Annotated in this window: 7 protein-coding genes; 6 read left to right on the top strand and 1 reads right to left on the bottom strand. The window is 33.3% G+C overall.

Features of this window, described 5'->3' with window-relative positions:
• Positions 1-634 (bottom strand): radical SAM protein (locus Q0P94_RS09205; protein ID WP_295115895.1); only part of this gene is annotated, 634 nt, incomplete at its 3' end.
• A 404-nt stretch (positions 635-1,038) separates the two neighbouring features.
• On the opposite strand from Q0P94_RS09205, the gene Q0P94_RS09200 reads away from it, so the two are divergent.
• The 6 genes from Q0P94_RS09200 to Q0P94_RS09175 form a co-directional block, all read left to right on the top strand.
• On the top strand, positions 1,039-1,935 hold the full coding sequence (locus Q0P94_RS09200) for a hypothetical protein (protein ID WP_295115893.1): 897 nt from the start codon (positions 1,039-1,041) through the stop codon (positions 1,933-1,935).
• A 475-nt stretch (positions 1,936-2,410) separates the two neighbouring features.
• Positions 2,411-12,688 carry a CARDB domain-containing protein gene (locus Q0P94_RS09195; protein ID WP_295115891.1) on the top strand — a complete coding sequence of 3,426 codons (10,278 nt, stop codon included), beginning with the start codon at positions 2,411-2,413 and terminating at the stop codon, positions 12,686-12,688.
• A gap of 283 nt (positions 12,689-12,971) precedes the next feature.
• Entirely contained in the window at positions 12,972-14,621 is a 1,650-nt protein-coding gene (ilvD, locus tag Q0P94_RS09190) for a dihydroxy-acid dehydratase (RefSeq protein ID WP_295115889.1), read from the top strand.
• Positions 14,622-14,628: 7 nt separating this feature from the next.
• On the top strand, positions 14,629-15,906 hold the full coding sequence (gene hisD, locus Q0P94_RS09185) for a histidinol dehydrogenase (protein WP_295115887.1): 1,278 nt from the start codon (positions 14,629-14,631) through the stop codon (positions 15,904-15,906).
• Between the two features lies 1 nt (position 15,907).
• Positions 15,908-16,453, top strand: a complete 546-nt coding sequence (locus Q0P94_RS09180; RefSeq protein WP_295115885.1) for a DapH/DapD/GlmU-related protein — start codon at positions 15,908-15,910, stop codon at positions 16,451-16,453.
• Between the two features lie 242 nt (positions 16,454-16,695).
• Positions 16,696-17,272: OB-fold nucleic acid binding domain-containing protein (locus tag Q0P94_RS09175; RefSeq protein ID WP_295115883.1), on the top strand; the 577-nt coding region annotated here is incomplete at its 3' end.

The following is a 17,272-nucleotide window of genomic DNA, read 5'->3' as shown; positions in this document are numbered from 1 at the left end:
CGTTTGCACCGACAATCAATTGTGTGGTATGGGTAGAATTTGGATATGTTGTACTATTGTTATGTAGACTATTAATCCATGATAATCTTTTCAGTATATCTTTATTATAGTCTTTTGTAGATGATAATTCAGCCAGTCCTGATGGTGTTGCAGCTTCAATATTGATACTGACTCTATTAGCTAGTGCCATTGCTCTTTTAATGGAATCTTTACTTGCTCCGGGAACAACTTTTAAGTGAATATAATCATCATACCCATATTTCTTTCTTAATATGCTGACAGTTTCAACCTGTTTTTCCATGGTTTCATCTACATCACCTGAAATGCCTGAGCTTAAAAACAGTCCGTTGACTAGTCCTCTATTGTAATATCCAAGAAATGCTTTTGCAAGTTCTTCAGGTGAAAGCTCTAATCTGGTGAAGTTTCTTTTTGATTGGTTGATGCAATACTTGCAGTCATTTTTGCATTTGTTGGATAATAGAGTTTTGAAAAGAGGAATTTTACATCCATTATGCCCTATTGCTTCATAAATTCCAGGCAGATTAACTTGTGAACTCTTATTATGACTGACATAATCACAAAGGTCATATTGTGCTGAATCTGTTAAAATTTTCATCTTTTCTAATGTTCCCATAATATTACTATATTTGTTCTATTAAATAAGAATTAGTTTTACAATATATTTTACAAATAGATTATCTATAATAACACATATCTAAACACTGTTATAAAATCATAATGTAATTTTATTTAAACATTGAATATTATTTACATTAATTGATTATTTTTCAATAATTTCTATTTTTATTCAATATGTTGAAATAATCAACAATAACTATCAAATAGATATCAAATTGTATAATTCAGATAAATTTTAATGTTTTTTTGTAAAGTATATATATGATTAAAAAATTACATAACATCAGTTATTATTTGAGGTAGTTGCGAAAATTATTATCAGTAATAACTGTGAGAAAAATATTGTTATACAATATTATTATATAAGAAAAAATGAAATGAATATGAAAGGTGCTGACAATGAACTTCAAATCTAGAATATTAAAATTATCTATATTATTAATGTTAGTTTTAGTATTAATCCCTGCTATTGCAGCAGAGGAATCTAGTGAAGCTTTTTTCATTGAATATGAAGTTCCAAGCGAGGAAGTCGTTGTCGAAGAGTCAGATTCAATTGAAATTGAAGATGCTCAACATGACGTATCAGTTATTTCTGATGTTGAAGATGAAATTGAAGATGTATATAAAGATATTCCGATTCAAGATCAGTCTTGTGAAATTGAAGAAAAAAGTGATGCTATTATAATTCCAGAACCTATTGATTGTTCTGTTGTAGAAACTCCTGATGTCATTGATGAAATTTCTATTAGTGAAGAAATTTCTGTCATAAATTGTGAAAACATTTCTGATAATGTAAATTATAATGACGTTAGTGAGAATAGTGTTGAAGAAGTGACAATAAAAAATATTGGTATTATTAATCAAGGTTCAATTTTTATTTCTAAATTCAAGGATATTGATAATATAGTTTTAATTAAGGAATTAAACACAGGAACTACAAATGATGAAACACATACTTTTAAACGTAACTTAATTAAAGTTTTAGAATTAAAAAATGATCTTTTAATCAATCAGGATTTCCAAATTATTTCTGCAGATAACATAATGCTGGATGATGATATTGAGATAGTTATCTGTGCGGATAAAATTACAAGTGATTTTGTTTTCAGTATTGATAATTCTGTCATTGGTGATGAAAATTTAATCATTTTTGTAACTACTTCTTTTTGTTTAAAATTTACTCCTTGTTTTGATGCTTTTATTTGTCGTGATTTTTTAGATGTTGGATATTTTTTTGGTGGTAATTTGTTGATTGCTACTGGACAATTTATGGAAAATTTTGTAGAAACATATTAATTTCCAGGTAATTTATTGTTGAATATATTGAAAAATTTCTATCATTTATTAGGAATTTATTGTAAAATTTAACCTTGTCAGTGGTTTATCTGATATATTAATAAAACAATAGTATGTAGATTAAATAACTATAAATCAAATCATTTGTTTCAAATCATTATCTCATGATTTTTTGTGGTTGATCAGGATTTATTGGTAAATTTTATCAAGTCAGTTATTTTAAATCGCTAAAATGGTTTTCATATGGCTGATTGAATTTAGTTATTTTAATTTATTATATTGTTAATTATACACTATTTTTCGGTATTTTTTAGAAAGTTTTATATATGATTAAAAAGATAATATTTTTTAGTATACATTGTATACTTCTTTCATAATTCAATTCTTATTTTAAATATATAATATAATAGTTCGTATGCAAGTTTTTCTTCAAATAAATAAAGTTTAAAATAATTAAACATAATTGAGGTAAAACATGAAATTTAATGCGAAACTTTTAGTAATCGCTTTAATTGTTGCAATGATTTTTTCAATAGGTGCAGTTTCTGCAGCTGAAAATATTGGCAATATTACATCAAGCGATTTTACTCAAGTTCCACATGAACAGGTTGTTTCAGTTGTTGAACCAACAGTTCAGGAAGTTGAAACAATAGATTTAGAAACGTCTGACAATACAGAAATCGATCAAACTATGGACATCACATCTAGTTCAGACAATCTAAAAAGTACTGATTCTATTAAAAATGAATCTTTAAGAGAGAATAAAAAAGTAGGTCCTGTTTTGGGAGCCTCAAATCAAGAAGATGTTTTAAGTGACACCATATATGTATATGGAAATACCTTTTCAGATCTCAGAACTGCAATCAGTAATGCTCGTGATGGAGATATAATTGACTTGCAGAATCAAACAATCTATGGATTTGGAGGTCAAATATCCTTCAGTAAGAAAATTACTATAGCTAATGGTGCATTGGATGGAAATTCTTATCTTACAAATTACAAATTTGAAAATTGTATTTTGGAAAATTTAACAATATCCAATCTTCACACTAGTTGGGGTACTTCAGTAGATTACTGTAACTTAAAAAATGTCGCTTTTGATAATGTTATAACTGATAAAGGATGTGACTTCGCTGTTAGGTACTGTAATTTGGAAAATGTAAATTTCACAAACTGTCATTCATTAATGCCTGCAGACCCTCATGAAGAAGATTTTGAAACTGGGGTAATGATTGTTACATACGGTTCCAATTTTAACAACTGTTATTTTGTAAATTGTTCTTCAAAAAGACATTCCGGTGCTATTTGTGTTGCAGGATTGCCGGGTAATACTGCAAATATCACAAACTGTGTTTTTGATAACTGTACTTCAGGTGTAGGAGGGGCAGTTTATTTACACGGAACAGGTCTTAGTGAAAATCATCACAGTAATATTATTAACTGTACCTTTAAAAATTGTGAAGCTACCGAATGGGGTGGAGCTTTAGGTTCCAGTCAGGATTTCCTGAATGTTGAAAATTGTAAATTTGAAAATAATAGTGCTAAACAAGGTGCAGCATTCATGGTTGGAGGAATTACTCACGGTTTGGATGGTGATAACTCACAAGGTCACCATAACACTATGAAAAATTGTTATTTCTACAACAACACAGGTACTGAAGAAGGTGGTGCAGTACATATCACAGGTAACTATAACAGTGCAATTGACTGTACCTTTGATGATAACTTTGCTTTAAACGGTAAAGGTGCAGCAATTTATGTAGAAGGACATCATGCTTCTGTTCAAGGTTCAAATTTTACTAAACATGAGTCTGAAATGGGTACTGTATATGTTGAAGGTGATGATTTCAGCTGTACACATTCCACTTTTGAAGACAACTATGCAGAGCATGGTGGTGCAGGTATTTATGTAGAAGGGCACCGTACCTATATTTCCGATTCCATATTCAGAAGAAACAATGCATCAATGCATGGTGGTGCAATTCACACCATTGGAAATAATGCAAGAATTTTAAATTCAGAATTCAGAGAAAACAATGCTATTCCTAGTTCTACCAATCCAGATTATGGATTAGGTGGTGCAATATATATTGACGGAAAGGATAATGAGATATCATACTCTAAATTCAAACATAACACTGCACGTAACGGTTCTGCAATATATAACAGAGGAGATGACTTGGTTTTAAATGATGATTTATTTGAAAACAATCAGGCATGGAGTTATTTCCTATTCACAGAAGCTAAACCTCCTGAAGCATACTGGTCTGAAGATATGGAATTTTTAGTAAATGTAACTCTTGTAGCAGGTGATAATCTTATTAATGCTATTTACAATGATCGTGGTATTTATGAAATTTATTTCTATAATGTTACATACACTTTAAAACCAACAGAATTATACCCAACTGGTATTAAAACCACAACTCCTGAAGAACTTCACCCTGTTAAAGGTGTTGGAAACAGTCAAGGCGGTAAATATCTTTACCAAGATGCTCGTGAGGATGACCAAGTAGTAAACATTAACATTACTTTTAAAGATGGTAAAGTTTTCGAATACACTGGTAAGACTAATATGTATGGTAGTGTTGCTTTCCCAATTACTAAAGAAAACATGTCTGATGGTCAATTCCACCCAGGTGTTTATACATTAACTGCAGAGCACCCTAACGATGATATTTATACATATATTTCTAACTCTACTAAATTCACTATTCTTCCTAATGTAGATGTAAGTGTAACAAAAACAAGTGACAAGGATGTATACATTATTGGTGAAAATGCAACATTTACCATTAGGGTAAGTGGTGTTGGAACCAATGCAACAGATGTTAGAGTAAAAGATATTCTTCCTGATTCTTTGAAATTTGTTAGCTATACTGCTACTAAAGGAACTTATGACTCTGTAAATAATGAATGGTATATTGGATTCTTACCACATCTCGGATCTGAAACATTAACATTAACAGTTCTAACTACAAAATTAGGTACTTATGACAATGTCGTTAATGTTACTTCCGCAGAAAGAGACTGGAACTTATCCAACAATGTAGATAACAAAACTATTCATGTAGATGTATACTACACAAAAGAAGCTAATGTAACCAATGTTTCTGCTGGTGAAAACTTAGAATACTACTTAAGAGTATTCAACACTGGTAGCTCTGATTATACTCAAATAATTCAAATTAGAGATACTCTTCCACAAGGAATTAGATATCTCGGTCAATATGAATTGCAAGGTGCTGATCTTGTTAGATACATTAACTACGGCGATCAGCAAATCTGGTATATTACCAATATTACTGCTGGTACTCGTGCTAAAATAACTATTAAAGCTAAAGCTTTAGAAGAAGGTCTTTGGAACAACACAATGAACGTATGGGATTTACCTGAAGTAAATGCAACTGTTAATGTAACTCACAATGCTGATTTGGAAATTATCAAAACAGTATCTGTTCCTCAAGTAAGTAAAGGAGATATCATTAACTGGACTGTTGTTGTAATCAACCATGGTCCTAGTGTCGCATCTGATGTTGTTGTAAAAGATATATTGCCATACGGATTAGAACAATATGGTCTTGCTATTCCAGATTATCCAACAAGATTTGATAGAAATACTGGTACCTGGACAATCGGTACTTTAGAAGTTGAAAGACCTGTAAAATTAATTATCCCTACTAGAGTAACTATTTATGGTAGAAACATTACAAATACAGCTAATGTAACTTCAACTACTCCTGATCCAGTTCCAGAAAACAATGAAGACAATGAAACTGTTGAATTCTATCCTGATGTAACTGTTGTAAAAACTGTATCCAATAGAACCACTTCTCATGGATCTATTGTTACATGGACTATTAAAGTTACCAACAATGGTCCTCACGATGCAACTGGTGTATATATAATTGATAAATTACCTGCAGGATTAAGATATGTTGTCTCAACTGCTGATGTAGGTGAATATATGCCTGGAAGCGGAAGATGGACTATTGGTGATTTAGCAGAAAATCAATCTGTAACCTTAACTATCAACACTGAAGTTACTGTGTATGATGGTTTCATTACAAACAATGTTACTGTATATGCACCAAATGACGGTGATCCAACAAACAACTTTGATGAAGACTACACTGAAGTAATTACCAAAGCTGACGTTGGTGTAGTTAAATTGGTATCCAGTCAAACTTCCCGCTATGGTGATGAAATTACCTGGACTATTAGAGTTACTAATTACGGTCCTAATGTAGCTAAAAATGTTGTTTTAATTGATTACTTGCCTATTAATGATTTACAACAAACAAAACAACCACATGTATCCAAAGGGCAAATTTCCCACGAAGGTGTTACTGGAAGATGGGATATCGGTGATATGGCTGTAGGTGAAACCCAATACATGGAAGTTTACACCAAAGTTATCAAAACTAATCAAACAATTATCAATACAGTTGTTGTAACTTCTGATACTGATGATCCAAATCCTTCAAACAATCGTGCTGAAAATGGTACTGTCGTACCTCCTGAAGCTGATGTACAAGTAATCAAAAGAGTAAGCAACTTCACTCCTAACAAATATGATAATGTAAATTGGACTATTACAGTTTATAATGCAGGTCCAAATGTTGCTGAAAATGTAGTTGTAACCGATGTATTGCCAAATGGATTAAGATATGTATCTAATGCCCCTCCAACTGGAGGTAAAGGAACTTATAGTCACACTTCAAATACATGGAATGTTGGTACTTTAGAAGTTGGTGTAAGGTATGAATTAACAATTACTACTCAAGTTGTTGACACTGGTAGAATTACTAATGAAGTAAATGTAACCACTTCAACCTATGATACTAACTTGACTAACAACTATGACAATGAAACTATTGATGTACCGGCTATTGCTGATTTGGAAATTACAAAAATCGTATCAAATAAAACTCCTAAATATGGGGATGTTATTACCTGGACTATAACTGTTCACAATAACGGTCCAAACAACGCAAGAAATGTTGTTGTAAATGATACTTTGCCTGCTGGATTAATTTATATGACTCACAAAGTTAGTGTGGGATTATATGATTATGCTCAAGGAATCTGGCAAATTGGTGATTTAGGAATTGATAAAACTGTAACATTGACTATTACAACCAGAGTAAACGTTACCAATGCAACTATTACCAATGTTGCTGTTGTAAATTCAACTACTCCGGACAATGATACTACAAACAATGAAGCTAATAACACTACTGATGTTGATCCAATGGCTGATTTAGCTATTGATAAGACTGTAGATAATCACGGTCCTAAGAAAGGGGATAACATTACATGGATTATTACTGTAGTAAATAAAGGTCCTGATGCTGCTATAAATGCATTTGCTATTGATATTTTACCAAATGGTTTAACATTTGTTAATGCTAGTGGTAACGGTACATATGATAAAGATACTAATATATGGACTATTGGCGACATTGAAAATGGTGGAAGCAGAGTATTATATATTGTAACTACTGTAGAGGTATCCGAAGAAGTAATCACTAACACTGTAAATGTAACTTCTGAAACTCCTGATCCTGACTTAACAAACAATGAAGATAATTCTACTATTGATGTAGGTCACGAAGCTGATTTGGGTATTATTAAAACAGTATCAAACAGCACTCCTAAATTTAATGATGAAATTACATGGACTATTACAGTTAAGAATAATGGTCCTGACGATGCTGTAGATATATATGTAAATGATACCTTGCCAAAAGGATTAGTTTGGATTTCAGATAATGGTAATGGAACATATAATCATAATACTGGTATTTGGACTATTGGAAATTTGACAAATCAATCCAGCATTACTTTAATTATTAGAACTTTAGTGAATGTAACTAATGCTAACATTACTAATATTGCTGTTGTGGATAGTGATACATACGATCCAAACCCTGAAAACAACACTGACAATGATACAATTAATGTTAGACCTGAAGCTGATTTAGAAGTTATTAAAGTAGTATCCAACAAAAAACCTCACTTCGGTGAAAATATTACTTGGACAATAACTGTAATTAATAACGGTCCTAATGATGCTGTTGATGTATATGTAAATGATACATTACCTAAAGGATTAATCTATCAAACTGATGATTCAAATGGTAAATATAATCCTGAAACTGGTGTTTGGACTATTGGTAATTTAACTAATGGTGCTAGAGTTGTATTAAACATTAAAACTTTAGTGAACATTACTAATGCTACTATTACAAATGTTGCTGTAGTAAACTCCACTACTCCAGATAACAACACTGACAACAACAAAGGAAACAACACTACTGATGTTGACCCTGAAGCTGACCTTGAAATCATCAAATTGGTATCCAACAAAACCGCTCAAAAAGGTGATGTAATTACTTGGACTATCGTTGTAACCAACAAAGGTCCTGATTCAGCATTAGAAGTATATGTAAGAGATAAAATGCCTACTGGTTTAGTATTAAACAAATATTCAGTAACCAAAGGAATGTTTGATCAAAATACTATGACATGGTATATAAAATCTTTAGCTAAAGGCGAATCACAGACTTTAACCTTAAATACTTTAGTAAATGTATCAAACACAACTTTGGTAAATTATGTGAATGTTACCAATGATGTATATGATCCTAATGAAACAAACAACGAAGCAAACAACACTACTGTTGTTAATCCTAAAGCTGATTTAGTTGTTGTTAAAGTGGTTTCTAATCCTAATGCTAAATTTGGTGAAATCATTACTTGGACTGTTACTGTGACTAACAAAGGTCCTGATACTGCTGTTAACACTCGTGTAACTGATAAATTACCTGCTGGATTAATCTTCTTAGGCTCTAATGGTAATTATGATAATAATACTGGTGTTTGGATTGTTGGTGATTTAGCTAATGGTGCTTCTGCTAGTTTAGTAATCAGAACTCAAGTTAATATTACTAATGATACTATCAGAAATGTTGCTAATGCTACTTCTGATACTCCTGGTAACAGTACTCCTGGTAACAACACTACTGATGTTGAACCTAAAGCTAACCTTGTAGTTGAAAAATTCGTATCTGCAAACATGACTAAAACTGGTGATGTGATTACTTGGACTATTAAAGTAACTAATAACGGTCCTGATACTTCAGTTAATACTAGAGTTACTGATAAGTTACCTGATGGTTTAATCTACACTGGTCATAAAGGTGAAGGTAATTACGATCCTGAATCTGGTGTTTGGATTATTGGTGATTTGGCTAACGGTGAAAGTAAAATATTAGAGATTTCCACTATTGTGAATATTACCAACAAGACTATTGTCAACGTTGCTAACGTAACCAGTGACACTCCGGGTAACAGAACCAACGGTACAAACAATACTACTAGTTTCGGCAATGTTGCAGATTTAGAAGTAATTAAATTGGTTTCAAATGCAACTCCTAAAAGAGGAGATGAAATAACTTGGACTATTATCGTTACAAACCACGGTCCTGATAAAGCAATCGGCGTAAACGTAACTGATAAGTTGCCTGCTGGATTAAGATACAATGGTCATGACGGTCCTGGTTTCTATGATTCATCTAAAGGTATTTGGATTATTGGTGATTTGGCGAAAGATGATACTGTAAAATTGGTAATCAGAACTATTGTAGAAATTTCAAACGGTACTATTGAAAACATTGCTGTTGTTAATTCATCCACTCCGGACAACAACACTGACAACAACAAAGGAAACAATACCACTACAGTAAATGATGATGCTGATTTAGTCATAGTTAAAGTTGTATCCAATAAAAACCCTAAATTTGGCGAAGAAATCACTTGGACTATTACTGTAACCAATAAAGGTCCATCTGATGCTAAGAATGTAAGAGTTACTGATAAGTTGCCGGCTGGTTTGATATTCAACGGTTCTAACGGTAATTATAATCCAGCCACTGGTCTTTGGATTGTTGGTGACTTAGCAAATGGTAAATCTGTAAGTTTAGTAATTAAAACAATTGTAAACATTACAAATACTACAATTACTAACATCGCTAATGTAACCAGTGATACTCCTGATTCCAATAAAACAAACAATGAAGCAAACAACACTACTGATGTTGGCCCTAAAGCTGACTTAATTGTTGTAAAAGAAGTTTCAAAACAGACTGTAAAAACCGGTGAACTAATTACTTGGACTGTTACTGTAACTAATAAAGGTCCTGACACAGCGGTTAATACTAGGGTTACTGATAAGTTGCCTGCTGGACTAATCTTCATCACTTCTGATGGTAATTATGATCCGATTACTGGTGTTTGGATTGTTGGTGATTTGGCTAATGGTGCTTCTGCAAGTTTAGTAATCAGAACTCAAGTTAATATTACTAATGCGACTATTAGAAATGTAGCTAATGCTACTTCTGATACTCCGGGTAATGATACTCCGGGTAATAACACTACTGATGTTGATCCTAAAGCTGATTTGGTTGTTGTTAAAGTAGTATCTAATAAGAATCCTAAGTTTGGTGAGGAAATTACTTGGACTGTTACTGTAACCAACAAAGGACCGGATACTGCAGTAAATGTAAGAGTTACTGATAAGTTGCCGGCTGGTTTGATATTCAACGGTGCTAATGGTAATTATGATCCGATTACTGGTGTTTGGATTGTTGGTGATTTGGCTAATGGTGCTTCTGCAAGTTTAGTAATCAGAACTCAAGTTAATATTACTAATGCGACTATTAGAAATGTAGCTAATGCTACTTCTGATACTCCGGGTAATGATACTCCGGGTAATAACACTACTGATGTTGATCCTAAAGCTGATTTGGTTGTTGTTAAAGTAGTATCTAATAAGAATCCTAAGTTTGGTGAGGAAATTACTTGGACTGTTACTGTAACCAACAAAGGACCGGATACTGCAGTAAATGTAAGAGTTACTGATAAGTTGCCGGCTGGTTTGATATTCAACGGTGCTAATGGTAATTATGATCCGATTACTGGTGTTTGGATTGTTGGTGATTTGGCTAATGGTGCTTCTGCAAGTTTAGTAATCAGAACTCAAGTTAATATTACTAATGCGACTATTAGAAATGTAGCTAATGCTACTTCTGATACTCCGGGTAATAACACTCCAGGTAACAACACTACTTACGTTCCTCCGGAAGCTGACTTAGAAATTATCAAATTGGTATCAAACAAAACCACATCTAAAGGTGAAATAATCACTTGGACTATCATTGTTACAAATCATGGTCCTGATGCAGCTGAAAACGTTTATGTGAAAGATTCCTTACCAAATGGATTAGAATTGAAATCTTACACTAGAACTAAAGGTTTATTCGATTCAAATAGCATGACTTGGTTCATCAATAAATTAAACAATGGCGAATCCGCTACATTAACTATCAACACTCTGGTAAATGTTAGCGATGTAACATTAGTCAACTATGTAAATGCAACCAATGATGTGTATGATCCAAATGAAAGCAACAACAAAGCAAACAACACTACTACTGTAGATAAAGAGTTGGGTGCTGATTTGGCTATTATTAAAGTTGTATCTGATTCAAATCCTCGCAAAGGAGATATTATAAATTGGATTATTGTTGTAACTAACAACGGTCCTGGTGACGCTCATGGTGTAACCGTAACCGATAAATTACCTGCAGGTTTGATTTTCAAAGGTGCTGACGGTAATTATAATCCAGATACTGGAATTTGGACTATCGGCGATTTGAAAAACGGTCAAACCATAAGTTTGGTAATAACAACATTAGTGGATATTACTAATGCTCAAATTACCAATGTTGCTGTTGTAAACTCAACTACTCCTGATAACAACACAGACAACAACAAAGATAATGATACTACAAATGTTGACCCTGAAGCTGACATTAAAGTAATTAAAACTGTATCAAACCCAACACCTACAAAAGGTGACACTATTACTTGGACTATTACAGTTATTAACTTAGGTCCTGATGCGGCGAAAGATGTCATTGTTGAAGATGACTTGCCTGAAGGATTAAAATTACTTTCAGTAAGAGGAAGCAAAGGAGCATTTGATAGTGGAATTTGGACTATTGGAACATTGAATAAAGGTGAAAGCGCAACTTTAGTAATCACAACTCAAGTAACTACTTCCGGCACTACAATCAGAAATATTGCTGTAGGTACTACTACCACATACGATCCAAATAAAACAAATAACAGGGACAGTGATGTAACCAGACCTAAAGACAAACCGGTTGCTCCTAGTGCTGATTTGGAAATAATTAAGTATGCTAATGTAGAGAAAGTAAAAGTTGGAGACAAAATTATTTGGAAAATTAGTGTATATAACTATGGTCCTGATGCTGCTGAAAATGTACGTGTAAAAGATGTCCTTTATGGTGATGCTGAATATTTATCATCCAAGGCTTCAAAAGGTACATTTGACCCACTTGAAGGTGTATGGATTATAGGTGATATGAAAGTTGGTGAAGAAGTTGTTTTAACAATTATATGTAAAGCATTGTCTGAAGGAATTGTTGTAAACACTGCTGAAGTAGTTAGTGATACTCCTGATCCTAACATGAGCAACAACAAAGATATGTCAGTTGTCAATGTTGAAAAAGGAGATAATCCTGTTCCACCAACTCCTGAAACTCCAAAAACTCCAGAAAATCCGGAAACTCCAGCAACTATGCATGCTACTGGTAACCCTATAGTAATGGTTCTTTTAGCATTGTTTGCTTTAGTTGGCGTATCTTTAAGAAGAAAAGATTAGATTAAACACAATGGGAAATTAATTTTCCCATACTTTTTTATTTTTTACTCAACATTTAACTTTAATTTAATCAAAGTTTCCAATAAGAATTCAATTATTTTTCTATTACTTCTATATTTAAATTAATTGTATCTTTCATTATATTGGTCCATCAAAACTATTTTTCTAAAATTAATTGGGTAATCTATAACAATATCTTTAAATTTTCATTTTTTCTCATTTACAAATTTATAAAAGACATGAAAAAGATAAATATTCATGATTAAATTTAATGTGTGATTAAATGAAAAGTGATAATGTTAAAAAAGGAATTCAAAGAGCGCCGCACAGATCTCTTTTAAGAGCTTGCGGACTGGACGATGATGACTTTAAAAAACCATTCATCGGTATTGCTAACAGTTTTACAGACATTGTACCTGGTCACATTCATTTAAGAGACCTTGTAGAGTTTGTAAAAGATGGTATTATTGCTGCTGGGGGTATTCCGTTTGAATTTGATACCATGGCGGTGTGTGATGGAATTAGTATGAACCATGAAGGTATGAAATACTCCCTTCCTTCAAGGGAAATCATTGCTGCAACCGTTGAAAGCATGACAAAAGGACATGCATTTGACGGACTTGTATTGATTCCGAGCTGTGATAAGGTAGTTCCTGGAATGATTATGGGTGCTTCAAGAGTTAACGTGCCATCAATTGTTGTTACTGGTGGACCAATGGCTGCCGGTTCATATAATGATAAACCTGCAGATTTAATCACGGTTTTTGAAGCTGTTGGAGCTTATTCAGCAGGCAGGATGTCAGAAGAAGAAGTTTATGAACTTGAAAAATGTGCCTGTCCTGGTGCTGGAAGCTGTTCAGGGCTTTTTACAGCAAACACAATGGCATGCATTTCAGAAACATTAGGTCTGTCTCTTCCGACATGTGCTACAACACATGCTAAAACAGAAGAAAACAATCAGATTGCTTATGAATCCGGTCGTCAAATTGTAAAATTAGTTGAAGACGATATCAAACCGTCAGATATCTTAACTCAGGAAGCATTTAACAATGCAATAGCAGTGGATATGGCTTTAGGTGGTTCTTCAAATACTGCACTTCACATTCCTGCTTTAGCTAGTGAAGTTGCCGGTGTTAATGTCGATTTGGAATTATTCGATAAGATTTCCAGAGAAGTTCCTCATATTGCACTTATTTCCCCGGCAGGTGAAGACTCAATGATGGATTTACATCTTGCAGGTGGAATTCAGGCAGTGCTTAAGACATTAGGTGACAAAATTGATACAGACCAGTTAACAGTAACTGGAAAAACTATTGCAGAGAACCTAGAAAATGTTGAAAATAAAAACCCTGATGTCATACATCCGTTAGATAATCCGGTTCATGAAGATGGTGGTATTGCTATTTTAAAAGGTAATCTTGCTCCAAACGGTAGTGTTGTCAAAAAAGGTGCAGTTGCAGATAATTTGATGCATCTTAAAGGACCTGCAAAAGTTTACGACTCTGAAGAGGAAGTAACCCAAGCAATATTTGACCATGAAATTCAAGAAGGGGACATTGTTGTAATCAGATATGAAGGCCCTAAAGGCGGTCCTGGAATGCGTGAGATGTTAAACCCAACATCTGCACTTGCCGGAATGAACATCAAAGATGTAGGTCTAATTACTGATGGAAGATTTTCAGGAGGAACTAGAGGGCCATGTATAGGTCACGTTTCACCGGAAGCCATGGAAGATGGTCCTATTGCAGCAATTCAAAATGGAGACATTATTGAAATTGATATTAACAACAGATTAATTAATGTTGAATTGAGTGATGAGGAAATTGAAAAAAGACTGAAAGATGTTAAACACCCTGAAAGCGATGTTACAGGATGGCTGGCATTATATCAAAGATTAGTTCACTCAGCAGATACTGGAGCTATTTTAAGGTAGTGTTAAAATGGAAATACTCAATTATTCAGAAATTGATTTGGCCAAAACCATTAAAAGATCAGAAGAAGATGTAAATAAGGTATTAGATACTGTATCTGATATTTTAAACAATGTTAAAAATAATAAAGATAAGGCTATTCGTGAATATACTGAAAAATTTGATGGTGTTACAATAGAAAATTTGAAAGTATCCAAAGATGAAATTAAAGAAGCTTATGATACATTAGATGATTCTTTACTTGTGGCTTTAAAACAGGCTGCTTCAAACATTGAAAAATTTCATAAAAAACAAATTCCTGAAAGATGGGAAATTGAAGTAAATCCTGGAATCATTGCAGGTCAAATTGTAAGACCAATAAACTCTGCTGGATGTTATATTCCTGGAGGACGTGCAGCTTATCCTTCATCAATACTAATGACAGTAATCCCAGCAAAAATCGCAGGTGTTGAAAAAGTCGTTTGTGTAACCCCTCCTCAAAAAGACGGCAAAATTTTGGATGCAATTTTGGTTGCAGCAGATATTGCGGGGGCTGATGAAATTTATAAGGTAGGTGGTGCACAGGCAATTGCCGGACTTGCATACGGTACTGAATCAATACCTCGTGTAGAAAAAATTGTAGGTCCTGGAAATATATTCGTTACAGCCGCAAAGAAATTAGTATATGGTCAAGTAGATATTGAGTTTCCGGCAGGTCCCTCTGAAGTATTAATATTAGCTGATAACAGTGCAAACCCTGAATTTTTGGCAACTGACATATTGGCACAGGCAGAACATGACCCGAATGCAAGTTGTTTTTTGGTTACTGATTCAAAGGATTTGGCTGTAAAAACTAATGAATTTGTAGCTAAATTAACTGCTGAAGCTCCAAGACGTGAAATTATTGAGCAGTCATTATCCAAAAGCGGAAAAATTATTATCACTGGCACAATGGAAGAAGCGATTCATGTTACAAATGAATATGCACCTGAACATTTAATCATATCCACTAAAGATGATGATGAAACACTTTCACACATTAACAATGCAGGTTCAATATTTTTAGGTTCTTACTCACCGGTTGCGGCAGGTGATTACGGTTCTGGAACAAATCACGTTTTGCCTACTGGTGGTGGAGCTAAAATGTATTCTGGTCTTTCAACAGAGGCTTTCATTAAAAAACCAACAGTTCAAAGATTGACAAAAGAAGGATTGAAAGAATTATCAAAGACTTCTGTTCCTATTGCAGAATATGAAGGATTTTTTGCACATGCAAATTCATTTAAAACAAGATTAAAAGAGGATTAGTATGGATTTTGAAAGAGTAGATATGGATGATATTTCCGAAGAAGAATTGCAGGAAGCTATTAGGACAAATCAGCTTCTTTTCAAGTTGAATCATACAATGCCAATGACTCCAGAATATGAAGAAGTTTTAAAAGAGTTGTTTGGAGATAATATTGGTGAAGGTTCTATGATAACTGCACCTCTTTCCGGTGCCGCTTTTGATAAATTAAAGATTGGTAATAATGTATTCATCAATTCAAATTGCCTTGCCATGGCTCGGGGTGGAATTACTATTGAAGATGATGTTATGCTTGCTGCCAATGTCCAGCTGTTATCAAATAACCACGATGAATATAACAGGAATGTTTTGCTTTGCAAACCTATTCATATTAAAAAAGGCGCCTGGATTGGTGCTGGAGCAAGCATCCTTCCGGGTGTTACCATAGGTAAATATGCAATTGTTGGTGCAGGCGCCATTGTTACTAAAGATGTCGGAGACTATGAAGTGGCTGTGGGTGTTCCTGCAAAAATAGTAAAAACATTAGATAAAAGTAAATTTGATGAATAGCTATCCAATAGCTATTTAATTTTTTTTAAATTAGTTAATCTTACAATAAATTTTTTTGTAAGTTTTTTAACAGTACTTATTCTTGCAGTTTAAAATTTTTAAAATAAACTTTCTCGTTTCTTGTTGTAATTTTAAAATTTATTGTAAATTTACATATCTTTATTAAACATTAAAACTAAATTAAAATTATAATGAAAATTTATCATTATTATTAATTTTTTTACAACCTCGAGGTGAATAATTTGCAAGGTTTATTAAAAGATTGGAGAAGAACAAACTATGCAAACCAATGCAGTCCTGAAATTGCTGGTGAAGATGTCACCATCATGGGTTGGGTACATGAAATCCGTGATTTCGGTGGAATCATGTTCGTTATCATCCGTGATGTGACTGGCAGAGTTCAAATAACTGCTCCAAGTAAAAAAGTAGGCGAAGAAATATTAGAAGAATTAAGAGAATTAAGAAAAGAATCTGTAGTAGCTATTAAAGGTACTGCTCAAGAAGCAGGAAAAGCACCGAACGGTGTAGAAATATTACCGAAAGAAGTTAAAATTTTAAACTTAGCTAACCAACCTTTACCAATGGATCCTACTGAAAAAGTTAAAGCAGGAATAGACACCAGATTAGATTCAAGATTTTTAGATATTAGAAAAGAAAACGTTTCTGCAATATTCAAGATTAAAGGTCAAATGTTCCATACTATCAGAGACTTTTTCTATGACAATGGATTTTATGAAATTAACACTCCTAAACTTGTGGCTTCCGCTACTGAAGGAGGAACAGAATTATTCCCGATTACTTACTTTGAAAAAGAAGCAT

It is taken from the genome of uncultured Methanobrevibacter sp., assembly GCF_946184425.1.
Classification (GTDB): Archaea; Methanobacteriota; Methanobacteria; order Methanobacteriales; family Methanobacteriaceae; genus Methanocatella.
The sequence above is the reverse complement of the archived record's forward strand: the minus strand, read 5'-3'. Positions and strand labels throughout refer to the sequence as shown.

What these genes read in the sequence shown, in the direction of transcription:
- Q0P94_RS09200 (WP_295115893.1), top strand. Translation starts at nt 1,039, where the DNA reads ATGAACTTCAAATCTAGAATATTAAAATTATCTATATTATTAATGTTA.
- Q0P94_RS09195 (WP_295115891.1), top strand. Translation starts at nt 2,411, where the DNA reads ATGAAATTTAATGCGAAACTTTTAGTAATCGCTTTAATTGTTGCAATG.
- ilvD (WP_295115889.1), top strand. Translation starts at nt 12,972, where the DNA reads ATGAAAAGTGATAATGTTAAAAAAGGAATTCAAAGAGCGCCGCACAGA.
- hisD (WP_295115887.1), top strand. Translation starts at nt 14,629, where the DNA reads ATGGAAATACTCAATTATTCAGAAATTGATTTGGCCAAAACCATTAAA.
- Q0P94_RS09180 (WP_295115885.1), top strand. Translation starts at nt 15,908, where the DNA reads ATGGATTTTGAAAGAGTAGATATGGATGATATTTCCGAAGAAGAATTG.